21 protein-coding genes and 1 pseudogene are annotated in these 23,137 nt (G+C 68.1%); 8 read left to right on the top strand and 14 right to left on the bottom strand.

Going from position 1 to position 23,137, the window contains the following annotated elements; translation table 11 throughout:
• Positions 1–217 precede the first annotated feature (217 nt).
• The 6 genes from DIE06_RS25565 to DIE06_RS25540 all read right to left on the bottom strand — a co-directional run bounded on the left by DIE06_RS25565 (position 218) and on the right by DIE06_RS25540 (position 9,901).
• Positions 218–949, bottom strand: coding sequence for a LuxR C-terminal-related transcriptional regulator (locus DIE06_RS25565; protein WP_124663760.1), 732 nt, complete (start codon positions 947–949; stop codon positions 218–220).
• Between the two features lie 320 nt (positions 950–1,269).
• The gene (locus tag DIE06_RS25560) at positions 1,270–2,148 is read right to left on the bottom strand and encodes a neutral zinc metallopeptidase (protein ID WP_124663759.1); all 879 of its coding nucleotides are present in this window, start codon (positions 2,146–2,148) and stop codon (positions 1,270–1,272) included.
• A gap of 348 nt (positions 2,149–2,496) precedes the next feature.
• Entirely contained in the window at positions 2,497–4,524 is a 2,028-nt protein-coding gene (locus DIE06_RS25555) for a sigma-54-dependent Fis family transcriptional regulator (RefSeq protein ID WP_260433767.1), read from the bottom strand.
• A 349-nt stretch (positions 4,525–4,873) separates the two neighbouring features.
• Positions 4,874–5,380: an acetone carboxylase subunit gamma gene (locus DIE06_RS25550; RefSeq protein ID WP_034180969.1), complete on the bottom strand. Its 507-nt coding sequence runs from the start codon at positions 5,378–5,380 to the stop codon at positions 4,874–4,876.
• A gap of 40 nt (positions 5,381–5,420) precedes the next feature.
• The gene (locus DIE06_RS25545; protein WP_124663758.1) at positions 5,421–7,745 is read right to left on the bottom strand and encodes a hydantoinase B/oxoprolinase family protein; all 2,325 of its coding nucleotides are present in this window, start codon (positions 7,743–7,745) and stop codon (positions 5,421–5,423) included.
• An 11-nt stretch (positions 7,746–7,756) separates the two neighbouring features.
• A complete protein-coding gene (locus tag DIE06_RS25540; protein ID WP_185733474.1) occupies positions 7,757–9,901 on the bottom strand; it encodes a hydantoinase/oxoprolinase family protein in 2,145 nt (714 codons plus the stop codon).
• A gap of 431 nt (positions 9,902–10,332) precedes the next feature.
• Between DIE06_RS25540 and DIE06_RS25535 the strand changes: the two genes are divergently transcribed.
• Both DIE06_RS25535 and DIE06_RS25530 read left to right on the top strand, forming a co-directional pair.
• Positions 10,333–11,124, top strand: coding sequence for an SDR family NAD(P)-dependent oxidoreductase (locus DIE06_RS25535; protein WP_124663756.1), 792 nt, complete (start codon positions 10,333–10,335; stop codon positions 11,122–11,124).
• A 164-nt stretch (positions 11,125–11,288) separates the two neighbouring features.
• Positions 11,289–11,378, top strand: a pseudogene (locus DIE06_RS25530) (DUF2848 domain-containing protein); the annotation flags it as partial.
• 76 nt (positions 11,379–11,454) lie between these two features.
• Here the strand turns inward: DIE06_RS25530 and DIE06_RS25525 are convergent.
• Positions 11,455–12,435 carry an NAD-dependent epimerase/dehydratase family protein gene (locus DIE06_RS25525; RefSeq protein ID WP_124663755.1) on the bottom strand — a complete coding sequence of 327 codons (981 nt, stop codon included), beginning with the start codon at positions 12,433–12,435 and terminating at the stop codon, positions 11,455–11,457.
• Between the two features lie 99 nt (positions 12,436–12,534).
• Between DIE06_RS25525 and DIE06_RS25520 the strand changes: the two genes are divergently transcribed.
• A complete protein-coding gene (locus DIE06_RS25520; RefSeq protein ID WP_124663754.1) occupies positions 12,535–13,434 on the top strand; it encodes a LysR family transcriptional regulator in 900 nt (299 codons plus the stop codon).
• Positions 13,435–13,475: 41 nt separating this feature from the next.
• Here DIE06_RS25520 and DIE06_RS25515 read toward each other — a convergent pair whose 3' ends face one another.
• Both DIE06_RS25515 and DIE06_RS25510 read right to left on the bottom strand, forming a co-directional pair.
• On the bottom strand, positions 13,476–13,796 hold the full coding sequence (locus DIE06_RS25515; protein WP_124663753.1) for a hypothetical protein: 321 nt from the start codon (positions 13,794–13,796) through the stop codon (positions 13,476–13,478).
• Positions 13,797–13,844: 48 nt separating this feature from the next.
• Entirely contained in the window at positions 13,845–14,717 is an 873-nt protein-coding gene (locus DIE06_RS25510) for a LysR family transcriptional regulator (protein WP_124663752.1), read from the bottom strand.
• Between the two features lie 161 nt (positions 14,718–14,878).
• Between DIE06_RS25510 and DIE06_RS25505 the strand changes: the two genes are divergently transcribed.
• Entirely contained in the window at positions 14,879–16,339 is a 1,461-nt protein-coding gene (locus DIE06_RS25505) for an MFS transporter (RefSeq protein WP_124663751.1), read from the top strand.
• A gap of 80 nt (positions 16,340–16,419) precedes the next feature.
• Here the strand turns inward: DIE06_RS25505 and DIE06_RS25500 are convergent, their stop codons facing one another.
• A complete protein-coding gene (locus DIE06_RS25500; RefSeq protein WP_124610472.1) occupies positions 16,420–16,617 on the bottom strand; it encodes an oxidoreductase-like domain-containing protein in 198 nt (65 codons plus the stop codon).
• A gap of 57 nt (positions 16,618–16,674) precedes the next feature.
• Positions 16,675–17,388, bottom strand: a complete 714-nt coding sequence (locus DIE06_RS25495; protein WP_124663750.1) for an SDR family NAD(P)-dependent oxidoreductase — start codon at positions 17,386–17,388, stop codon at positions 16,675–16,677.
• A gap of 300 nt (positions 17,389–17,688) precedes the next feature.
• Here DIE06_RS25495 and DIE06_RS25490 point away from each other — a divergent pair, with 300 nt between their 5' ends.
• A complete protein-coding gene (locus DIE06_RS25490; RefSeq protein ID WP_124663787.1) occupies positions 17,689–18,366 on the top strand; it encodes a dihydrodipicolinate reductase C-terminal domain-containing protein in 678 nt (225 codons plus the stop codon).
• Positions 18,367–18,459: 93 nt separating this feature from the next.
• Here DIE06_RS25490 and DIE06_RS25485 read toward each other — a convergent pair whose 3' ends face one another.
• Positions 18,460–19,269: an SDR family oxidoreductase gene (locus DIE06_RS25485; RefSeq protein WP_124663749.1), complete on the bottom strand. Its 810-nt coding sequence runs from the start codon at positions 19,267–19,269 to the stop codon at positions 18,460–18,462.
• Entirely contained in the window at positions 19,266–20,099 is an 834-nt protein-coding gene (locus DIE06_RS25480; RefSeq protein WP_124663786.1) for a molybdenum cofactor biosynthesis F family protein, read from the bottom strand. Before DIE06_RS25480 ends, DIE06_RS25485 begins: the two co-directional genes overlap by 4 nt.
• A 170-nt stretch (positions 20,100–20,269) precedes the next feature.
• On the opposite strand from DIE06_RS25480, the gene DIE06_RS25475 reads away from it, so the two are divergent.
• The 3 genes from DIE06_RS25475 to DIE06_RS25465 all read left to right on the top strand — a co-directional run bounded on the left by DIE06_RS25475 (position 20,270) and on the right by DIE06_RS25465 (position 22,892).
• Positions 20,270–21,064, top strand: a complete 795-nt coding sequence (locus DIE06_RS25475) for an AraC family transcriptional regulator (RefSeq protein ID WP_124663748.1) — start codon at positions 20,270–20,272, stop codon at positions 21,062–21,064.
• A gap of 194 nt (positions 21,065–21,258) precedes the next feature.
• The gene (locus DIE06_RS25470) at positions 21,259–22,218 is read left to right on the top strand and encodes a DMT family transporter (protein WP_124663747.1); all 960 of its coding nucleotides are present in this window, start codon (positions 21,259–21,261) and stop codon (positions 22,216–22,218) included.
• Between the two features lie 125 nt (positions 22,219–22,343).
• Positions 22,344–22,892 (top strand): permease, encoded by a 549-nt coding sequence (locus DIE06_RS25465; RefSeq protein WP_124663746.1) that lies wholly within the window; start codon positions 22,344–22,346, stop codon positions 22,890–22,892.
• A gap of 98 nt (positions 22,893–22,990) precedes the next feature.
• Here the strand turns inward: DIE06_RS25465 and DIE06_RS25460 are convergent, their stop codons facing one another.
• The gene (locus DIE06_RS25460; RefSeq protein ID WP_059449563.1) at positions 22,991–23,125 is read right to left on the bottom strand and encodes an entericidin A/B family lipoprotein; all 135 of its coding nucleotides are present in this window, start codon (positions 23,123–23,125) and stop codon (positions 22,991–22,993) included.
• Positions 23,126–23,137: the final 12 nt, after the last annotated feature.

Below are 23,137 nucleotides of genomic sequence, written 5' to 3'. Positions count from 1 at the left end.
TGTTTGTCATGGCTGGGCCGCGTGCGCTTCGGCATGCGGGTGTCGAACCACTGTATCGACGGGGGATCGCGCCCGGTGAGCGCAAATTGGCAAGCGCGTGGGCGATCGGAACGCGGGCGACTCGGGAATGTGGAATGGCGGCGTGCGCGCGTCGCGCTATCGTCGGATCAATGGCGCGGCGTGGTGCGGCGTGAATGCGGATGCGGATGCGGAAAAGCTACAGGAACAACGCGCCGACCAGCTCGGTGCGGTTCGATACGCCGAGCTTCCGGTACATCCGCATCAGATGTGTCTTGATGGTCGGCTGGCCGAGCGCGAGATCGCGTGCGATCTCCTTGTTCGAGCGGCCGTCGCGCACGAGGCGCGCGATCTGCTCCTCGCGGTAGGTCAGCCGTTCCTCGCAACCGATCCGGTGTATCCCGCGCCGCGCGCGCAGCAGCGGGACCAGCGCGGCTTCGGCAACCGGCTGCAGCCGTGCCAGCGCGTCGATCTCGCCCGGTGCGAACCGGCCGGCCGTGCGGTTGCCGTCCGCGTCGCCCGTCCCGAAGCGCAACAGCGAAAACGCGCCGACCGTGCGGCCCGCATCGTCGCGCAGCCAGATCTCGACGACGTCGGTCACACCGTGCCGCCGCAGGAAACGGGTCCAGTACGCGGACGCATCGCGTCTTTCGTCAGGCAATTGGGACGCGAGCGTCACGACCGCATGAACGCCTGACGCGCAGCGCGACGGGTGCAGCGGATCGAGCATCCGGTAGCGCGCGATGTAGGTGCGATGCATCGCCTCCGGCATCCCGAACAGTTCGAAATCGGCCGGCTCGCCGCTCAGGTCGAGCCGGTAGAACACGATCGCGGACGGGCTCGCGAATGCCTCGAACGCCGCGACGCACGCGCGCAGCGCGCGCTGCCAGTCGGCGCCTTCGTGGTCGGCGGAAGCGGATGAGGTCGGCATGATGGGAGCGGCCGGCGGCCGAACGCGTCGAAGGTCGGGCCAGCCTACCGGCATCGAAATGGGCCGGTGAGCACAAATCGGCAATTCGTCCGTGGATGACGGATGACGGAGCTGCCGGCCGTGTCGCGACAACGGAGTCTGCGTCGGGAAGGTATGCGCCGCGAGCCGTGCGGTCGATGATGGCTGTCGAGGGCGGCGCGGAACATCGCGCGCGCCGATCGAGCACGATCGGAGTGATCGGCGAAATGCGCGGAGCGACCGCACGCGCTGCCGCAAAACGGAGGCGCGGCAGCGTGCGCGCCCCACGCTGTCAGCCGATATCAGTGCGCGTTCGCGGCGTACGTGTCGCAGGCGCTTACTTCACCCGACTCCATCCCGCGCCGCAGCCAGTACACGCGCTGCTCGCTGGTGCCGTGCGTGAAGCTCTCCGGCACGACGTAGCCCTGGCCTTGCTGCTGCAGCCGATCGTCGCCGATCGCAGCCGCCGCCTTCAGCCCCTGCTCGAAATCACCGGGCTCCATCAGCCGCTGGTTCGCGCGCTGCGCATTGTTCGCCCACACGCCGGCGAAGCAGTCGGCCTGCAGTTCCATCCGCACCGACAGCGCGTTCGAGCGCGCTTCGCTCGAGCGGCGGCGCGCGGCATCGACCTTGTCGGAAATGCCGAGCAGATTCTGCACGTGATGGCCGACTTCATGCGCGATCACGTAGGCCTGCGCGAAATCGCCGCCCGCGCCGAACCGCTTGCGCAATTCGTCGTAGAAACCGAGATCGATGTACACGTTGCGGTCGCCCGGACAATAGAACGGCCCCATCGCGGTCTGGCCGGTGCCGCACGCGGTCGGCGTCGAGTTCGTGAACATCACGAGCTTCGGCGCCTCGTACTGCGCATGCAACTGGGTGTTGAAGACACCCGTCCACGTGCGCTCGATATTGCCGAGCACCTTGCGCGTGAACACGACGCCGGGCTCGTTCGCCGGTGCACCCTGGTGCTGCGTGGGCGCGGGCTGCGCCTGCTGCTGGCGGCCCTGCAGCGCCGATGCGCCTTCGAGCACGACGCGCGGGTCGATCCCGAAGAAATACGATGCGGCCAGCGCGACCACGATCGTGCCGATGCCGATCGTCGCGCGCCCGCCACCGAAGCCGCCGCCACCGCGTCGATCCTCGACGTTCACACTTTCTTGTTCGTCGTCCAGCCTCATTGCCGGCCCCTCCCTTCCTTGTCGTTGTGCTGACCGGACAGCCCCCGGCAGGCGATTGATTCCCATTGCGACGGCAGCGTCCGGCGCGCCATCGCACGGCGGCACCGCCCGGTCAGTGGTGCGGCACCATGCAGTACCGAGCCGCCCCGTCGTTACACGACACACGCGGCATCCGGACGACAGGCTGGCGCACGCGCCATTTTGCCGACCTTGGCGTCTTGTCGCAAAATAAGGAGCATAGAGCGACCGGACCGGCGACATCGTCATTCTTTGCAAAATGACGGCGCGTGCGGGCCCGGGAGGACGAGATGAATAGCGGAAAAACCGGGCTTGCCCGCCTGCCGCGACTTACTTCGCATGACCTCGGCGAACGTCGCTCACTGCGTCGAGCAAGCGGTACTTGCGGATCTTTTCATAGAGCGTGCTCTTCGCAATGCCGAGCTGACTCGCCGCCTTCGTCAGATTGCCGGCATGACGCGCAAGCGCGCGCCGGATCGATTCCGCCTCGGCCATCTTCAACGAGTCGCCCGCATCCGGCGCGAGCGCGTCGACGGCCCGCGCGGCGCATGCATCGATCGACGCCCCCGCGCCGATCTCGGCAGGCAGCTTGTCGGCCTTTATCACCGGGCTGTCCGACAGCAGCAGCGCCCCCTCGATCGCGTTCCGCAGTTCGCGCACATTGCCGGGCCACGGATAGCGCAACAGGCGCGCATACGCATCGTCGTCGAACGACCTCGGGGAGAGGCCGTACGACTCGCACAGATGCCCGAGCCAATGCGCAATCAGCGCCGGCAGGTCCTCGGCGCGCTCGCACAAGTTCGGAATCGACACGGTCGTGACCGCGATCCGGTAGTACAGATCCATCCGGAACCGGCCTTTCGCGACGGCGTCCTTCAGATCCCGGTGCGTCGCCGCGACCAGCCGGAAATTCACCCTGCGCGGCGTATTCTCGCCCAGGCGATAGATTTCGCTCTCCTCCAGCACGCGCAGCAGGTGCGGCTGGATGTCGAGCGGCATTTCCCCGATCTCGTCGAGAAACAGCGTGCCGCCATCGGCCGCTTCGATCTTGCCGGCCGCACCGGACTTGCGTGCGCCGGTAAATGCGCCTTCCGCGTAGCCGAACAACTCGCTGGCCAGGAGGTCTCTCGACAACCCGCCGCAATTGAGCGCAACGAACGAACCGTCGGCGCGATCGCTCGCCTGGTGGATACCCTGCGCGAACAGCTCCTTGCCGACGCCGGTCTCGCCGAGCAGGAGCACCGGCACCCTGGACGGCGCGAGCTGGCGCGCACGATTCACGGCCGCCCGCAATGCGGCGCTGTCGCCAACGATGCGCTCGAACCCTCGCGGCTCGCCGCCGTGCCGTTCCCGTCCGCGCGCGATCGGGACGGCCCCGCGGGGATTCGTGATGCCCGGCGTCACGATCATGTAGCCGAGCACGTCCGCACCGTCACGCACGATTTCGATGTGGCTGCGCGACAGCCATGCCGGCGTACTCGCCGACAGGCGGCCGTCGCCCGCGTAGTGCTCGAGTTCGGGCAGCGCGAACGTCGCGTCGCACCGGATATCGAATCCGAGCCGGCGCAACACCGGAACGACCTGCGCGTTGGCCTTGACGAGTCGGCCGCGTTCGTCGACGACGATCACCGCATCGGAGGAAGACGCACCGAAGCGTGACGCGCAGCGGTCGAGCAGGCTCAGGCGGCGCGCCATGCCCTCCTTCGCGAGCCGGCTTTCGATGCGGCCCGCAAGCGATACCGCGAGCGCAAGGCCGTATGGGTTGTAGGTCTGCGCGAGCCCCGAAATGTCGATCACACCCAATACGTGCCCGTCGCGCGGATCCTGGATGACGGTCGCCGAGCAGGTCCAGCGCTTGATGCCCGCGCAGAAGTGCTCCGCGCCATGGATCTGGACCGGCTGCCTGAGCGCGAGCGCGGTGCCGATCGCATTGGTGCCGCAATTCAGCTCGGTCCACTCGCAGCCTGGAATGAGGCCGACCTCGCGCGCAGGCTCGACGATCCGCATGTCGCCCTCCTGCTGGAGGATCATCCCGCTCGGATCGGCCAGCAGCATCACCGTGCCCGTCTGCGAAAGAAAATCCCGAGTGTGCTGCATCAGCGGCAGACTGGCATCGACGAGGCGACGGTTCGACATGCGCCACTGCACGAGCCCGTCTTCATCGAGCGGCGGCGGCGCACGGTCGACACCGGGATCGACGCGGCTGACGAGACAGCGCTGCCACGAATCGTCGACCACGCCGCGTACGTCGGACGAACGCCACTCGCTGCCCGTCACCAGATGCTCCCAGGCGGCCATGATGCTCGCGTCATGGCGTGGACTGGGAAACCAGTCCATCGGCGTGCCTCTCTGTTGCATGTCTGTCTCCTGGCGGTTTCGTGACGGCACGAACCGCACGGCCGTCACAGCGGCCATTTTGTCGACTTTGTGGGGGCGCCCGACCGCAGCCCGCGGCGAGCGTAGCGACTATCGTACTCCGTCCCGGCGCCTCGACGTTCGTCCGGACACCAACCACTGCAAGCAATGCGCGCGCCAGCAAGCGGTCGCCCGCACGTCGTCGCACGGCTCGGGACGCCGTCGAGAACCGGTGGCCGAAAAGAAGCCGGCCGTTCGAAAATCGAACGGCCGGAAATCGAACGCGTCCCGCGAACGAAGCCGATGCGAAGCCGGCGAACGCCGAGCTCCGTGGACGGCGTCAAATGTCAGATCATTGCACGCGCTCCGGAACCGGCAGCTTCACCCATTCCGCGTAGAACGCATCGATGTCGGGTTCGAAGTCGTGAATGACCGGGTACCACGGCGTAGGCGCCTCGACGTCGTGCATCGCGCCGCAGGTCGGGCAGTAGTATTCACGATAGACCTGCCATTGCGTGTCGGGCGCCATCAAGCGTGGGTAGACCTCGTCCATCGCCTCTTCGGATTCGCGCACGAAGATGTTCGCGTGCAGTTTCCAGTTGTCACGGTAATCGCAAAACACATGGCCGCAGTCGCATTGCGTGACCCAGTGCTTCGTCGCCCATTGCTGCACGATGTACAGGTGCGGGCCGAGCGGCAACACGATGCGGTCCTTCCAGCCGAGCTTCTGCTGCAACGCATCGACGTACATCCGGAAGCGCTCGCCGTCCTTCGGCATCGACAACATGCGCAACGTGGTGTCCCAGTCGAGCTTGCCGTCGACCATGTTCCTGATCTGTTCCTTGGTGTAGGTAGACATCTCCAGTCCTCCATGTGGGTGATAGTGCGCAGGGTCCGGCTCACTCCTCGACCAGCACCACCGTATTGACGTCGGGCATCTTCGACAGGTCCATGCGGAATTTCGAGCCGTAGGTCGGCACGTCGAGCTCGTCCTCGGTGAGCGTCCACGTGTCCGGCAACTCCCAGAACGCGCGGAACTGCTGCTCGAATTTCGTCGACAGGCCGAAGCTCGTCGCGAACATGTGCTGCACCTGCGTCGATGCATGCTTGAGCAGGATCCGCTCGCGCTCGCCCTTCATCCATTCACGAGTCGGTTGCGAGCGCGCGAGACGCGCGTTGCGGATCTCGATGCGCTGCAGCGCGGTCGCTTGCGGATCGACCGTCCAGATGCCGTTGGCATCCCGCGTCGCGACCGCCCCATAGACCTTCTGCGCGTATTCGGGCAGCAGCACCGCGTTGTTGAGATCGCGTTCGATCGCGTCGATCTCGCGGTCGAGCGGATCGCCGAACCCGGGGCCGCCGCGCAGATAGTTCAGGTAGAGATCGTAGTTGCTGTAGCAGTCCTCCGTGGTCATGCATTGCTGGTCGCGCTTGACGATCGCGCCGGCGTTCAGGTGGTTTTCGTAATCCGGCAGGTCCGGGTTCGTATCGCCGCCGAGCGGCAGGCTCTCGCCGAGCGCGATGCGGTCCTCGATGCCCGTGCGATGCGCTTCGAAGCGATAGCCGGTGGCGGGCGGGTAGCCGCCCATCAAGCCCCAGTCGCTGTTCATGTAGCCGTTGCCCATGAAGAACATCGTCCAGTCCTGCGCCTTCCAGACCATGCGCAGCGTCTCGAATCCGCAACCGCCGCGGTACTTGCCGTAGCCGCCTGAATTCGACTTCACGTTGCGGCCGAGGTACAGCAGCGGCTCGGCCATCTCCCAGATCTCGATGTCGCCCATGTCGCCTTCGGGGTTCCAGATCGCGGCCGCGTGATTCAGACCGTCCTTGATCGCGCACGCGCCGGTGCCGCACGACGACGCCTCGAAGCTGTTCACCGCATGGATGTCGCCGTCCTGGTTGATCCCGCCGCCCTGCAGCCAGTTCGACGTGTTGGCGTTCCCCGCGTTGACCTCCTCGAGATAGCCGCGGCTGAAGTACGCCTGCGACAGGGCGCGCCACATCGCGCTCCAGCCCGATACCAGGAAGTGCCACGCGTAAGCGTGTCCGGTGCGGCGGTCGTCCGGGTTCATCCACGCGCCCTTGGGCAGGTGGAATTCGGTGCCGAAATACGCGCCGTCGTTGATGCGCTGTGTCGGCACCAGCGTCTGCGTCATCATCACCCAGATGCCGCTCGTGAACGCGACCTGGTGCGCGTTGTACGAGTGCCAGCCCCAGCGGCTCGCGCCTTCGAAATCGAGACGCCACGAGCCGTCCTTGCGGATCTCCATCTCGACCGGCGAATGCATGATCGAGTCGAGCTTCGCAAACGCCGAAGACGTCTGCACGTCCGGATGGTCGTACGGCACGTCGACGAACGCGACCTTGCGATACTTGCCCGGCAGCGTCATCGCCTTGAGGCGCGTCTGCAACCCGCGCCGTCCTTCCTCGATCACCTCGAAGCCGAATTTCTCGTAGGCGTCGAGGCCCTCCTCGTCGATCACTTCCTCGATCAGATCGCGGATCATGTGGCAGCCGGCGATACGCGTGCGCTCGTCGAGAATCCAGTACTTCGGCGTGCGAACCGAGCGCTGGCTCTCGTGCAACCAGTCGCGCAGCGGCGTGTCGTTCACCCCTGTCTTACGGCACGTAATCATGTAGCCGTCGCCGAAACGCTGCACCTGGCCCGTCGACATCGAGCCCGGTGTCACCGCGCCGGTATCGATCACGTGCGTGACGCCGCCAACCCACCCGACCAGCTTGCCGTGCGCGAAAATCGGCACGATCGTTGCGATGTCGCACGGGTGGACGTTGCCGATCGAGCAGTCGTTGTTGGTGAACATGTCGCCGGGCTGAATGCCCGGATTGGCCTCCCAGTTGTTTTCGATCATGTACTTGATCGCCGCGCCCATCGTGCCGACGTGGATGATGATTCCGGTCGACGTGAGCACGCAGTCACCCGCCGCGTTGTAGAGCGTGAAGCACAGCTCCCCTTCCTGCTCGACGATCGGGCTCGCGGCAATCTTCTTGGCCGTTTCGCGCGCATGCACGAGGCCGCCGCGCAGCTTCGAGAAGATCTTCTCGTAGCGGATCGGATCGCGCTCGCGCAGCTCGAGCCGTTCGAGCCCGTTGTAATGGCCGGTTTGCGCGGTGCGCTCGAGAATGCCGTCGCGAAACTGCTTGAGCGTCTGGCCGTTCTTCAGCAGATCGGCGAAGCCGACTTCCTGGCTGGACATCATGTTCATCGCATGTCTCCTTACTTGACTTCGCTGAGATGGAAGAGGCGGTGCTTGTCGAGCGTGGTGGCGAAGCCCTTCGGGACAACGAACGTCGTCGCGTCGGATTCGATGATCGCGGGCCCCGCGATCTCGTTGCCCGGCTTGAGCGACTCCATTCGCCAGATCACCGCGTCATGCCACTGCTTGTGCCGATACAGACGCCGCGTGCCGATACGCGCGTCCGCCGGCGGCGTGGGGCCGGCAATAGCGTCTTCCGGCAACACCGGCTTCTGCGTGACGACCATGCCGCGCATGATCGCGCCAGTGACCGAGAACCCCAGCTCCGGCGAGCGCGCGGAGCTCGCGTACACGCGGCCGTAGGTGTCTTCGAAGGCCGTCACGATCTTGTCCCAGTCGTCCGCACCGGACGCGCCCGCGATCGGCGATTCGATTTCGAGGTCGTTGAGCTGGCCCATGTACTGCATCCGGAAGCCCGGCCGCAATATCACGTCCCGCTCGCTGAAACCGTTGATGCGAAATTCGTCGATCACCTTGGCGGTCAGTTCGGCCCAGGCTTTCTGGATCGTCTGCGCGGCCCGCGCCTTCTCGGCGTCGGACGCGAGCTGCGGCAGCGCGAGATCGACGCTCTTGTCGTAGCGATACTCGAAATCCGCGCACGCGCAGCCGAATGCCGAGAAGCCCGCCGCCCACGCCGGCACGACGACATCCTTGAAGCCGAGCCCCTCGGTGTAGCCATAGGTATGAACCGGCCCCGCACCGCCATACGAGAAGCACACGAATTCGGTCGGGTTGTACCCTTTCGCGCTGACGTTCGAGCGCAGATATTCGCGCAGTTGCAGGTCGAGCAGCTCGATCACGCCGGCCGCCGCATCCTCCACGGAGAGTCCGAGCGGCTCGGCGATCTGCACGCGAATGTGCTCGCGGGCGCGATTCACGTCGAGCTTGATCTGGCCGCCGAGAAAATTGTCCGGGTTCAGGTAGCCGAGCACGACGTGGCAATCGGACACGGACACCGTCGTCAGGCCGCTGTCGGGCCAGCACGTGCCGACCCGATAGCCGGCGCTGTCCGGCCCGAGCTTGATGGCCCCGCTGTACGGATCGAGCCGCACGAAGCTGCCGGCCCCCGCGCCGACCGAATCCATCGTGACGAGCGGCAGCGACAGCACCAGGCGCGCCATGTCCGGGTCGGACGCGATCGCGAATTTGCCCTTCGTGATGAGCGCCATGTCGAACGACGTGCCGCCGATGTCCGAGCATGCGATGTTGTCGTAGCCGAGCGCCTCGCCGAGGAGCTTCGAGCCGATCACGCCGCCGATCGGCCCCGACACGATGGTGCGCGCCAGTTCCTTCGCTTTCCAGCTGATCGTGCCGCCGTGTGTCGCCATCACGCGCAGGTCGAATTTCGCGCCGTGCTTGCGGAAGCGGTCGCTGACTTTCCTGAGCGTCTGCCGCGACGGCTCGGCCGCATACGCTTCGAGCACCGTCGTGTTCATCCGGTGGCTTTCCTTGCGCTGCGGGTAGTAGTCGACCGATGCGAACACCGGGAGATCAACGCCGCGCGCAGCCAGCTCGTCGCGCACGATGTCCCGCGCCTGGCGCTCGCTCGCGGCGTTCTTGTGCGACTGAAGAAAACAGATGACGATCGCTTTCGCACCGGCAGCGACGAGCTCCCGCGTAGCCTGCCGCACTTCGTTTTCCCGCAGCGGAATCACGATCTCGCCCTGGACGTCCGTACGCTCGGTGACGCCGCGCGTTCGCGACAACGGCACGAGCGGCTCGTCGTAGCGGTGCGTATTCAGGTGGATGCGCTCTTCGAGCGCGTACCCGAGGTAGCTCTGGATCGCCCGCCCCATCAGGTGCACGTGCTCGAAGCCCTTGTTGACGAGCAACCCGACGTCGAGCCCCTTGCGCTGAACGACGCGGTTGAGCATCGCAGTGCCGGAATACACGCAGGTGACCAGTTCCGGATAGACGTCGTCGACGTCGCGTTGCCAATGCGCGAGCGCGTCCTGCGACGAGTTGAAGATCGCGAGTGACTCATCCTCCGGATTGCTTTGCGCCTTGCCGACGACAAACCGTCCGTCCTCGCGCACGAAGAAGGTGTCGGTCATCGTGCCGCCCGCGTCGATGCCCAAGACCTGGACTTGCGAAAGTCCTTCCATGGTGATGTCTCCAATGATTGAAGTCGTGATGAGCCGCGCTCAGGTTCGAACGAGGTCATCGTTCGATCCCGGGCGTCGGCTCATCTGCAAGGAGGCAACAACCGTGCCATTCGGTGGATCGGGCCGGTCGGCGCGGCCCGGTCAAGCCAGGCGGGGCGCCCATCGGATGGAGCGGGTTGCTTCGAGTAGGCGACTCACCTTGGGACGTCCGGATTCCGGACTGGTCAGGCGTCCGAATATCAGTCGGCTCCCTCGGCGGGCGGGTGCACGCTCGCCCCGGATCCGGAACGACGGCAACGCGGGCGCCTTGCCGTCCGGCGTTATGTCATCGCCTGCCGTCGCCCCTCATTCACGTTCATCCTTTCGGCTGATACCGGCGCTCATCTGTGCCGCCTAAAGTGACCGGAAACGACACCCTTCCGGAGAACGACATGACGCATCCGCAACCCCGTACGATCGCGATCACCGGCGCAGGCACCGGCATCGGTGCCGCGTGCGCGCGGCGCTTCGCCGCCCGCGGCGATCGCGTCGCGCTGATCGGTCGGCGTCGGGCACCGCTCGACGCACTCGCCGCCGAGACGGGCGGCCTCGCGCTCGCCGGCGACGCCGCGAGCACGGCCGACTGGGCCCGCTTCCTGCCGGAGATCGCGGGGCGGTTCGGCCCCGTCGATGCGCTCGTCGCGTGCGCGGGCGGCCACGGCCTCGGCCGCGCGGACGAAACCGACGACGCGCAATGGCGCGACGCGCTGCATGCGAACCTCGACACCGCGTTCGTCAGCGCACGCGCGTGCCTGCCCGACCTGATCGCGCAGCGCGGCAGCATCGTGCTGGTCGCGTCGATCGCCGCGCTCGCGGCCGGTCCCGGCGTATGCGGCTACACGGTCGGCAAGCATGCGCTGCTCGGGCTCGCGCGATCGCTCGCACGCGATTACGGGCCGCACGGTGTGCGCGCGAATGCGGTGTGCCCGGGCTGGGTCCGTACGCCGATGGCCGATGCGGAAATGGCACCGCTGATGTCCGCGTACGCCGATACGCTCGACGGCGCGTATGCACGCGTGAGTGCCGACGTGCCGCTGCGGCGCGCGGCCGATCCGGACGAGATCGCCGCCGTGTGCGCATTCCTGGCATCACCGGATGCGTCGTTCGTAACCGGCGCGACGCTCGTCGCCGACGGCGGTGCAACGGTCGTCGATGTGCCGACGCTCGCGTTCGACACGCTTTGATGCGTGGGGATATGCCGCGCTCGTTTCCCGTCCCCGGAAATCCGCTAACGTCGACCGATCCCGCCGCCCCCGCGCGGCACTGCCTCACCGATCGGCATTCGATGAACATCCGGTTTCCTGAAACCTTCGTCTGGCTCGCGAAGCTGGAGAACTTCCGGCTCCCGGACGCGTTCGAGATGGAACTCCACGATCCGGTGCTCGGGCGCCGCCTGCGGCACCGGTACGAGGTCGAGGGTTTGCCGGTTGTCGCATAGAGGACGGTGGCGGGTGCGCAGGCAACAAATAACATGACCCGCATGCGGGCCTGTCACCCGCCTTCAGCGCTCGCCGTCATCGCAAACAGCCGAGCCCGGCCAGCGTCGCCTCCACCGCCGTATCGAGCGGCGTCACCGGCTCGCGGCCCAGCACCGCCGTCACCCGCGCGTTGTCCATCCGGAGCGGCTCGCGCCACAGATAGCGCATCTCGAGCATCTCGCGCATCGTCGTGACGAACGGCGCCGCGACCCACACGAGCCACCACGGGAAACGCCGCACCGTCGGCCGCATCCCGTGCCGCTGCGCGACGCGGCGCACGGCCTGCGCCATCTGCGTACCGTCAGAATCCCAGTGCCCGCCGAAGTGGAAGCGCGCGAACGGCTCCAGCGTGTCGCGTCGCTCAAGCAGCTCAATCATCGTGCGCGCGACGTCCGGCAGGTACGCCCATTGATGGCCGACGCCGGACCGGCCCGGCACGCTGATGGCCGCGACGGGCCGCCCGGCCTTCACGAGCCCCTGCCCGAACCAGTTGTTGCCCGCGTGCGCCCCGAAGAAATCGCCGGCCCGCACGATGATCGTCCGGACGCCCTGCGCAGTCGCCGCCTGCAATCGCCGCTCCATCTCGACGCGGATCGCGCCCTTGCGCGTCACCGGATGCTGCGGCGCCTCTTCGCGCAACACCGGAAACGCGTCGGGGCCATAGTTGTAGACCGTCCCCGGCAGCACGACGGTCGCCTGCGCCACCGTCGCCGCCGCGATCGTGTTGTCGAGCATCGGCAGCACCTGCGTCGACCAGTTCCGGTAGCCGGGCGGGTTCACCGCATGCACGATCACGCTGCAGCCGCGCGCCGCGCGAACCACCGCCTCGCGGTCGAGCGCGTCGCCGCGCAACCACGCGATCCCGTCGCGCTCCACCGTCTCGGCGTCAAGCCCGCGCTTGAGCGCGCGCACCTGCCAGCCGGCATCGCGCAATTGACGCGCGACCTCGCCGCCGATGCCTCCGCTCGCGCCGAGCACGAGTGCCTGTCGTTGCGTCCCGCCTGCATTCGCCGTCATGGCCGTTCTCCGTGAATGAACCGTTGTCAGCACGCATTCTGGCGCGAGGCCGACCAATAAGGAATTGTCGAACCTGATGGATCGCCTATACATTTATGTATGGCTATCGATCTGAACTGGGAACGCTACCGCACCTTCCTCGCCGTGCTGACGGAAGGCTCGCTATCGGGCGCGGCGCGCGCGCTCGGCATCACGCAGCCGACGGCCGGCCGCCACGTCGCGGCGCTCGAAACCGCGTTCGGCCAGACGCTGTTCACGCGCTCGCCGTCGGGGCTGCTGCCGACCGAGGCGGCCCTGGCGCTGCGCGGCCATGCCGAGGCGCTGCGCAGCGCGGCGGCCGCGTTCGAACGCGCGGCCGCGAGCCACGGCGCGGGCGTGCGCGGCACCGTGCGGATCTCGGCCAGCGACGTGATCGCGGTCGAGGTGCTGCCGCCGATGCTCGCGCAATTGCGGCGCGACCATCCGGGGCTCGTGATCGAACTGGTGCCGACCGACCGCATCCAGGACATCCTGAATCGCGAGGCCGACATCGCGGTGCGGATGGCGCCGCCCGCGCAGGAAGCGCTCGTCGCGCGGCGCATCGGCGCGCTGCAAGTCGGGCTGTATGCGCGCGACGACTACCTGGCGCGCAACGGTACGCCGTCATCGACGGACGAACTCGCTCATCACGCGCTGATCGGCTTCGATACGGTCACGCCGTTCATCCGCGCGGCGGGGCGCGGGATGCCGCTGTGGAATCGCGATGCGTTCGCGCTGCGCACCGACAGCAATCTCGCGCAGCTCGCGATGATTCGCGCGGGCTACGGGATCGGCTTCTGCCAGAACCGGCTCGCGCAGCGCGATGCGCGGCTCGTGCGCGTGCTGCCGGACGGGCCCGCGACGAAACTGGAAACCTGGGTGGTAATGCACGAGGATCTGCGGACGAGCCCGCGTTGCCGGGCCGTGTTCGATGCGCTGGCGAACGGACTGCGTGCGTATGCGGAAGGGACGGCCGACTAGCCGTTCTCGCCCGCCGCGCACGCAAATCGCCGCGGCGCTTGCTATTCGTGGATCTTGCCGGCGAACAGGATGTCGGCCATGCGCCGCCACGGGTTGTCGGGCAGGTCGTAGCAGCGCAGCCCTTCCTCGGACACTTCGGCCCAGTCGACCATCGCCTCCAGGTACTCGCCGATCGAGCGGTTTTCCCAGCCGAGCACGGCGGCCGCGTACGGCGCCGGCGGCACGTCGGCCTCGAGCTGGCGCTCCTTGTGCCAGTCATGACCGAGCACGCGCAGGAAATGGATCAGCGAGCGCTCGTCGACCACCCGCTCGAGCGCGTGCTGCAATCGCGCGGCCATCTCGCCTTTCAGTTCGTCGTTCATGTGTATCGCCCCCTGCCGGCACCCCGGATACGTGCCGACGGCACGACTTCACATCAGCAACTGCCGCGACAGCACCTCGCGCGCCTGCGTGACCGTCTCGCGCTCGCCCGGCATCGGCGGCGTCAGCGAAAACACCGCGTCGGGCAGCGCCGGCAGCCGGTATTTCGCGCCGAGCCGCACGAGCCCCTCGCCGATCGCCGATGCGCACAGGCAGCCGACGCCGAGCCCCGCCGCCAGCATCGACTGCAGCCCCGCGACGCCCGATGCGCTGTGCACCAGCACGTACGGCGCGTGCCGCGCGTCGAGCGAGCGCACCGCGATCTGATGCATCATGCAGTCGTCCGGCAGCAGCACGAGCGGCAGCGGCTCGGGCAGTTGCTCGGCGAGCGCGGGCGACGTGACCCACGACAGCGGCTCGCGCCGCAGCACCCAGCGCGTGTCGGCGGACGCGGGCCGGAACGGGCCGCTCGACAGGTTCATCACGACGCCGAGATCGATCTGCCCGCGCGCATGGGCAGCTTCGATCTCCGCGCTCTTCATCGCGCTCACGTGCAGGCTCAGTTGCGGGTAGCACTCCCGCAACCGCGCGAGCAGGCCCGCGACTTCATGCGTCCGGTAGTAGTCGGTGATCGCGACGCGCAACTCGCCCTTGATCGCCTGTCCGCGCACTTCGTCGAACGCGGCCTCGTTCAGCGCGACGATGCGCCGTGCATGCTGCAGCAAGCGCGCGCCGGCCGGCGTCGGCTCGACGCCGCGCTTGCTGCGCACGAACAGCGGCACGCCAGCGCGCGATTCGAGCTTGCGCACCTGCTCGCTGACCGTCGACTGTGACAGATGCAGCAGCGGCGCGGCCGCCGTAAGGCTGCCCGCATCCGCCACCGCCGCGAACGTGCGTAATTGATCCAGGTCGAAACCGCGCATCGCCTTCCCCATCCATCGAATAACCCGATGGATGCTACCACCAATTCCCGCTTTTCCGAATCATCGACGGTCCGCAGAATATCGGTTCAACGGCCGGCATGAAGCCCGTTTCGACGGGATTCAGCATGCGTTACGGCCTTCATTCCTTCGGACCTCCGTTCATGACCGACAACACTCTCGCCCGTTGCGCGCCGGTCGGCGCGGCCGCCGCGGCACCGCCGCGCAGCCATCACGGCTGGGCGCTCGTGGTCCTGCTGGTCGGCGCGATTCTGCCGCCGCTCGACTATTTCATCGTCAATCTCGCGCTGCCGGCCATTCGCGACGGCATCGGCGCACGGCCGGCCGAGTTGCAGCTCGTCGTGTCGGCCTACGCGTGCGCGAACGCGGTCGTGCAGATCACCGGCGGGCGTCTGGGTGACCTGTACGGCCGCAAGCGGATGTTCATGATCGGGATGGCCGGCTTCGTCGTCGCATCGGCGCTGTGCGGGCTCGCCGGCAGCGGCGCGGTACTGGTCGGCGGCCGCGTGCTGCAGGGCCTGTTCGCCGCGATCCTCGCGCCGCAGGTGCTCGCGACGATCCGCAGCGTATTCAGCCCGCAGGAGCAGGTGCGCGTGATGGGTTTCTACGGTTTCGTGTTCGGCCTCGCGGCCGTGATCGGCCAGCTCGGCGGCGGCGCGCTGATCAGCCTGCATCCGTTCGGACTCGGCTGGCGCGCGATCTTCCTGGTCAATGTGCCGATCGGCATCCTCGCGCTGCTCGGCAGCTGGCGCTTCATCCCGGAAAGCCGGCCGCCGCGCGGCCAGCGCATCGACGTGCCCGGCACGGTGCTGCTGTCGCTGTTCCTGCTGATGCTCGTCTATCCGCTCACGCACGGCCGCGAGGCGGGCTGGCCGCTGTGGATGGTCGCATGCGTCGCCGGCGCGCTGCCGATGCTCGGCGCGCTGCTGGCGGTCGAAGCGCGCCGGCTCGCCGGCGGCCGCGATCCGCTGCTCGACGTGCGCCTGCTGCGTAACCCGGTCGTCGCGCTCGGGCTCACGCTCGCGTTCCTGTTCTACATGCTGAGCGCATTCTTCCTGAGCTACGGGATCTATCTGCAGGGCTGCCTGAACTGGTCGCCGCTTGCGTCGGGGCTGGCGATCCTGCCGCTCGGCATCGGCTTCCTCGCGAGCCCGCTGCTGATGCCCCGCGTCGTCGCGCGGTTCGGCGGCGATCGCGTGCTTACGCTCGGCTTCGCGATGCTCGCGGCCGGCGTCGCGACCGCCGCCGCACTGGCCGGCGAACACGCGCCCGGCCCGGGCTTTTACGCGGGCATCGCGGCGATCGGCATCGGACAAGGTCTCGTGCTGCCGTCGGTCGTGCGGATCGTGCTCGCGGAAGTCGACGCGGCACGCGCCGGGGTCGCATCCGGCATGGTCACCGCGATGCTGCAGATCGGCGCGGCCGTTGGCGCGGCGACGCTCGGCGGGCTGTTCTTCGCGCGGCTCGGCACACACCCGGGCGCGGTCGACTACGTGCAGGGATTCAGGGCGGCGATGTGGGCGCTGACGGTCGTGCTGCTCGTGTGCGTCGCGTTGTCGGCCGCGTTGGGGCCGATGCATCGGCGGGCGCGGGCCGGCGCGTGACGACGCCGGGCCGGGAACACATTGCCGGCGGCGCAACGGGAACGGTGCATGCGCGGCCGCTTGCCGGCATCGGGCTCACTTCACCGGTGATGCTTCTGTTGTGCGTGCCGCGCTTCCCATTCGGCCAGTTCGACGCGATAGCGCGCCAGCGCTTCGTCGTACAGGTCGAACACGCACGGCGAACAGCCGCTGTTGCAGCAGTCTTCCAGTTCGGGTTGTACGGGCGGGGTCGGACGCGGATCGTCATCCGGCGTATCCACGGCGGCAGGCTTGGTCACGGCTTCAATCACACGATGTTGGATGAGCAGTATACGGCGAGGGGGCGACAGCCGCCCCTACGCCACGCGGCCGCTCACCGGAATCGACGCGCCGGTGATCGCCTGCGCGTCGGCCGACAGCAGGAACCCGATCGTCGCCGCGATCTGTTCCGGCCGCACCCAGCGCGAAAAATCCGCGTCCGGCATGTCCGCACGGTTCGGCGGCGTATCGATGATGCTCGGCAACAGCGCGTTCACGGTCACGCCGCGATCGAGCAGTTCCGCCGCCAGCGCTTCGGTGAGCCGCGCGACACCGGCCTTCGCGGCCGCATACGCGCCCATCCCCGCGCCGGCCCTGAACGCCGCGCCCGCGCCGATGTTGACGATGCGGCCGGCCGGGCTCGCCACCAGGTACGGCAGCGCGGCCTTAGACGCATTCAGCGCCGTCTTCACGTTCAGTTCGTACATGCGGTCCCACGTGGCCGCGTCGCCGTCGGCGATCGTCTGCCACACGAACGCGCCCGCGATGTTCAGCAGCGCGTCGACCCGGCCGAATTCGCGATTCACGGCTTCAAGCGCGCGCACGGCCGCCTGCGGATCGACGAGATCGATGCCGCCGATGCGCAGCGCATCGGCCGGCACGCCGGGCAATGCCTGCGCGTCCGGCGCCGCGCCGCGGCCGATCAGCGCGACGCGCGCGCCGCGCTGGCCGAGCCAGGCGGCCGTGGCGACGCCGAGATGGCCGAATCCGCCGGTGATCGCGACTGCCTTGCCTTTCAGGTCGTGTTCCATCGATGTGCTCTCCAGGGTCGAGGGGGGATTGGATGATACGTGGTTCGAGGCGATGCCGGCCGGTGTTTCGACAGCGTAGCGCCGTTCACGCTTCCGTGCGCGCGGCGACGAACGCGTGGCGGCCGACGAAGCCGGCCGGCTGCCCCCGCCGCGGCCATGACCGCGCACCGCGCATGCCGGCCGGCAGCCGGGCATAATGCGCGATCGCGATGCGCCGCGCGGTGCGCCGCGATCGCATTGGCGTCTTGCGCGGCCCGCGCCGTTTCCGTCATGAAACCCGAACTTCACCCCGTCTATCCCATGCAAGTACTCGTCGTTGGCACCGGCAAGCTGGCAACCGAACTGCTCGGCTCGCACCAACTCGACCCGGCAACCTGTCGCGTGATGACCTGGTCGGACCACGCACGCACCGAAACGCGTTCGATCGTCGTTCACGCCGGATCCGGCCGCGAGCTGCCTGCCGCGATCGAATTCTGCCGCGCCACGCGCTCGCCGCTCGTCGAGCTGTCCACCGGTTCCGGCCTCGAAACCGGATCGCACGACTTCCCGGTCGTGCTCTGTCCGAATACGAACATCCTGATGCTCAAGTTCATGAGCATGCTGGAAACCAGCGGCCATCTGTTTCGCGACTGCCGCATCAGCGTGACGGAGTCGCACCAGGCCAGCAAGACGTCCGTGCCGGGCACCGCGGTCGGCATCGGTCAGTCGCTCGGCGTGCCGGCGCAGGACATCCGCTCCGTGCGAAACCCCGACGAGCAGCGCGACGCATTGCAGATCCCCGACGATCAGCTCGGCCGGCATGCGTTCCACCGGATCCGTATCGACGATGGCGCATGCAGCCTGCAGTTCGAATCGCGCGTGTACGGCGCGTCGCCTTATGCGGATGGCGTATCGCGGATCGTCGAGGCCGTCCGGCAGCACGAACTCGAACCGCGCCGCTACTCGATCGTGGAGTTCATCCACAACGGCTGGCTGTAGGCACAACCATGCGCGGATCGGCCGACGGCGCTTCTGCCGGCACACCCGGCGGCCGCCACCGCGCCATCGTCAACGCCCCTAACCCGTCAGCCGTCAGCCGTCGCCCAGCACGACCCCGCTCTCCGGCAACGTCGCGCCGCCGTCGACGACGATCGTCTGCCCGGTGATATACGCCGCATCGGCCGACGCGAGAAACAGCATCGCGTTCGCGATGTCCTCGGGCTCGCCCATCCGCGCGAGCGGGATGTCGCGCGCGATCTGCGCGGCGACCGACGCATCGCCTAGATTGCCTGCCGCCGGCGTGCGGATCATCCCCGGCTCGACGCCGTTGACCGTCACGTTGCGGCGCGCGAGTTCGAGCGCCGCCGCGCGGATGAAGCCGTTCACGCCAGCCTTCGATGCCGCGTAGTGCGCGAGCCCCGGATAGACGACGCGCGGCCCGGTCACCGACGACGTCACGAGCAGCCGCCCGGCTCCCGCGCGCTCGAATGCCGGCAGCGCGGCCTGCGCGAGCCAGAATAACGCTGACAGGTTGACCGACAACGTGCGCTCGAGTGTCCGTTCGTCGATCCGTGCAAACGGGGTCAATGGAAAATATGCGGCGTTGTGAACGACGACGTCGAGCCGGCCGCCGTCGCGCTCGACCGCCGCGACGAGCGCGACGAGTTCGTCGCGGCTCGCCGCGTCGACGCGATATGCGCGCGCATCGCCGCCCGCGCCGGCGAGCGCGTCCGCCTGCGCGCCAGCGGCATCGCCGTTCAGATCGGCGAGCGCGACGAACGCATCGGATTCCGCGAAACGGCGCGCGATTGCCGCGCCGATCCCCTGCGCGGCACCCGTGACCAGCACGACACGACCGCCGAAATCCGCACGCACGCGGCCGCTGCCGAGCTCGGCGTTCATCGCTGCGCCTCGCCGCCGAGCGGATGCACGGTCTCGTTCAGCACCTGCGCATGCGCGCCGATCGGGAAGTTCGACAGCATGACGAAATCGCCGCCCTGATAACCGAAGATCTTGCCGTCCGTCTTGCGTTGCGCGAGATCGATCAGCACGACGCCGAGCGTCGGCACCACCTTCTCGCGCCACACGAACAGATACAGTTGCTCTGCAATCCTGAAGTAATGGCAGCGGTCCACGTCCGCCAGCCCGCCTTCGACACCCTGCAGGCACTGCCACGCGTAGAAGTTCTCGTTCAGGTAGATGTGCTCGTAGCATTCGGTCGGGCTGTAGCGATACATCGTCCGCTTGCCGATCAGTTCGCGCGTGGGCCCGTGCAGCGGGCCCGGCTGCGCATGGCCGCCGAGCGTGCCGTGCCGGAACGTCGCATCGACGCCCGTCAGCGGCAGCCCGCGCGCAACGCGCGTGAACGCGTCGACGTGCGTGTCGGCTTCGGTCGGCAGCGTGCCGGTCACCGCCGTCCACACGCCGTGGCCGACGTCGATCACCAGACTGACCGACGTCGCGCGCGCCTCCGGGTCGAGGTAGTCGACGAAGTACAGGTCGTCGCGCAGCCGCGTGACGCGGCACGGCGCCTGGCCGCCCGTGTCGGTCGCCGCGTCGCGCCATTGCAGCGCATCCGCCTCGAACGTATAGACGCGCCATACGCCCGATGCGTCGCCGAGGGCCAGCGACCGCCCGACGAGCGCGTTCACGGGCGCGAGGATGTTCGCGTCCGGCGCGAAGCCGTCCGCGAGCGCGCCAACCTGGATGAATACCGGATCCTGTCGTTCCACCTGCCGTCTCCCGCGCAGCTTCAGGCCCGGCGGGCCGTGTACGCTGCTCATGTGCCCATGGTGCGGGCTGCGCGCGCCGCGCGGTATCGGCCAAAAGGATGAAGCGCGCGCGGCGCCGGAACGCGCTAAAGTGCACGTGATCCGCGCCGCTGCCGGCGCGAGGAGCGCTCATGCACCGTGTCACCCATTACCGACGGACCGATGAAGGCATCGAGGCGATCAGCCTTGAGTCCGACCGCACGTTTCCGCGGCACGCGCACGACGAGTTCGGGGTCGGCGTGATCGTCAGCGGCGCGCACCGGTCCTGGAGCGGCCGCGGGCAAGTCGACGCGCTGGCCGGCGACGCGATCATGGTCAATCCGGGCGAGATGCACGACGGCATGCCGATCGAGACGGGCACGGGCCGGCGCTGGCGGATGCTGTACCTCGCGCCGGCGCTGGTCGCCGGCGTCGCGGCGGAAGAAGGCCTCGGCGGCGTCGAGCTCGCGCATCCGGCCGTGCGCGACGCCCGGCTCGCGGCCGCGTTCGGCCGGTTGCATGCACGTATCGTCGCGGGAGATACATTGCCGCTCGCCCGCGACGAGGCGCTCGTGACGCTGGTCGCCGCCCTGCTTGCGCGGCATTCGAACCGTGCGCTGCCGGCCGCCGGCGTCGCGCCGGCGATCCGCGTGGCCCGCGAGCGGCTCGATGCGGCGCCCGCCGCACCCGTGTCGCTTGCCGAGCTCGCCGGCCTGAGCGGCGTGAGCCGCTTCCAGCTGCTGCGCGGGTTCGCGCGCGAACTCGGCATCACGCCGCACGCATATCTGGTGCAGTCGCGCACGCGGCTGGCGCGGTCACTGCTCGCGAGCGGCCGGCCGATCGCGGATGCCGCGGCCGAGGCCGGTTTTGCCGACCAGAGCCACCTGACGCGCGCGTTCGCACGCCAGTTCGGGATCACGCCGGGACGATTCACGCAGGCCGACTGACGGGCTTCACGGTCCCGGCACCGCCGACGCCGGTGGCGCGACGTCGTCGATCGCTGCCGTTCAGCTACGACGATGGCGCTTGACGGCGGCGCTATCGGTCATCCGGAAACACCGGACGCAGGGCCGCTCCGCTCACCGGCGCCGCTGCAATTTCGTTCAAGACGCCCGCGCCGCCGCACGCGATGATGCGGCGCATGAAAACACGACTGATCGGCTATCTCTATCTCGCCGCTGCAATGGCAGGCGTCGGCAGCACCGTCATCGCAAGCCGCCTCGCGGCCGGTGGCCTGCCGCCGTTCGCGGCCACCGCGCTGCGCTTCCTGATCGCGACCCCGCTGCTGTTCGCACTGATGCGGGCGCAGCAGATGCGATGGCCGCGCATCTCCGCACGCGACGCCGTGCTGCTGGTCGTCCAGGCGGCGGCGGGCGGTGTCGGCTACACGGTGCTGCTGATCAGCGGCACGAAGCTGTCGTCGCCCGTCGACGCGGGCGTGATGCTCGGCACGCTGCCGGCGATGTCGACGCTGATCGCGGCGATCGTCCTGCGCGAACGGCAGACGCCGCGCGACTGGGGCGCGGCCGCGCTTGCCACCGCCGGCGTGCTGTTCGTCACGTTCGCGGCCGGCCAGGCCATGCCGTCGCTGCGGACGCTCGCCGGCGACGCGCTGGTGCTGGCGGCCGTCGCTTGCGAGGCCGTGTTCATCCTGCTCAACCGGCGGCTGTCGGCGCCGTTGCCGCCGCTCGCGCTGTCGACGGCGATGTCGGGCCTCGGCCTCGTGCTCGCGCTGGTGCCGGCCGCGTTCGAATGGCACGCGCTGGCGACCGGCTGGCACGTCGGCGCGGTGTCGGCGATCGCGTACTACGCACTGGTGCCGACCGTGCTTGGCTATCTGTGCTGGTATGCGGGTTCGGCACGCACGAGCGGCACCGAAGCCGCGCTGTTCACGGCGGTCGCGCCGGTCTCGGCCGTGCTGTTCGCGGTCGCGCTGTTCGGCGAGACGCTGGGCGGCACGCGCCTGCTCGGCATCGCGCTCGTCGTCGCGGGCATGCTGGTGGGTGCGACGCGGCGGCGTGAACCGCCGGCACGCGAAACGGACGCCCGGTCGGGGCTACCGACGGGACCGTCGGCATCCACGTCGGCCGCTGCCGATTGATCCGCGCGAGCGGCGACTGTAGGAATGTGTCCACGCGCGGCAAAATCGTTGCGTCCCGTCGCCCAAGATGCAATATTCGCGTGGCCGTGCCATTCGACAACCACCGAACAACAATTCGCATCGCCATGAACAAGAAGGAAGCCAAAACAAGAATCGCGGCGCTGCTGTCCGCGGGCGCGAGGAAAGCCGACGTGCTGGCCGAACTGGCCGGACAGGGCCTCAAGGATCGCGTGCTCGCGCACCTGATCGCGTCGCGCCCCGATCCGGAGCTGTGCAGGAAGAACAAGGTACATACCCGGGTCCTGATCGGGCTCGGCATCGCGCAGTTGGTGATCAGCCTCGCACTCGCCTATCTCATCTTGGCGGACACACTCAGCGAAGGCGCCGCGCTGCTGTTCCTCGCACTGACGGTACCGCTGTCGCTGCTGTTCATCTGGGGCTTCGCGACCCATCGCGTCGGCGCGTATCACGCGTTCATCGTTCTGTCGCTGCTGCAAGTCCCGAAGACCATCGCCGATCTCGGTCGCGATCCGTCGGTCGCGCTGCCGACCCTCGGGGTGACGGTCATCCTGGTCGGCTATGTCTGGTTCGTCCGCAACCGGCTGTTCCCCGACTTCGGCTGGTTCACGCCACGCAAGGTCGACGGCCGTTACGCGTTCGTGGAAAGCGCCTGACGCAGCGCCCGCCTTCACCGCGCACCATGAAAAAGGCGCCGGGCCGCCCCGCAATCGCGGGACGGCCCGGCGCCTTCTGCAGTCCGGAACCCGCCAGCTTATTTGGCCTTCTCAGCCGTATCGCTGATTGCCTGCCCACCCTTCGAAATGTCCTGCCCCATGCCTGCAACGGTATTGCAACCGGCGAGCGCGGCGGTCACCACCAGCAGCACTGCAGCAATCGTACGCGTCATTCTCATTCTCCT

Origin of the sequence: Burkholderia sp. Bp8998 (assembly GCF_003854235.1) — a bacterium.
Taxonomy (GTDB): domain Bacteria; phylum Pseudomonadota; class Gammaproteobacteria; order Burkholderiales; family Burkholderiaceae; genus Burkholderia.
This window is presented reverse-complemented; position numbering and strand designations above follow the sequence as displayed.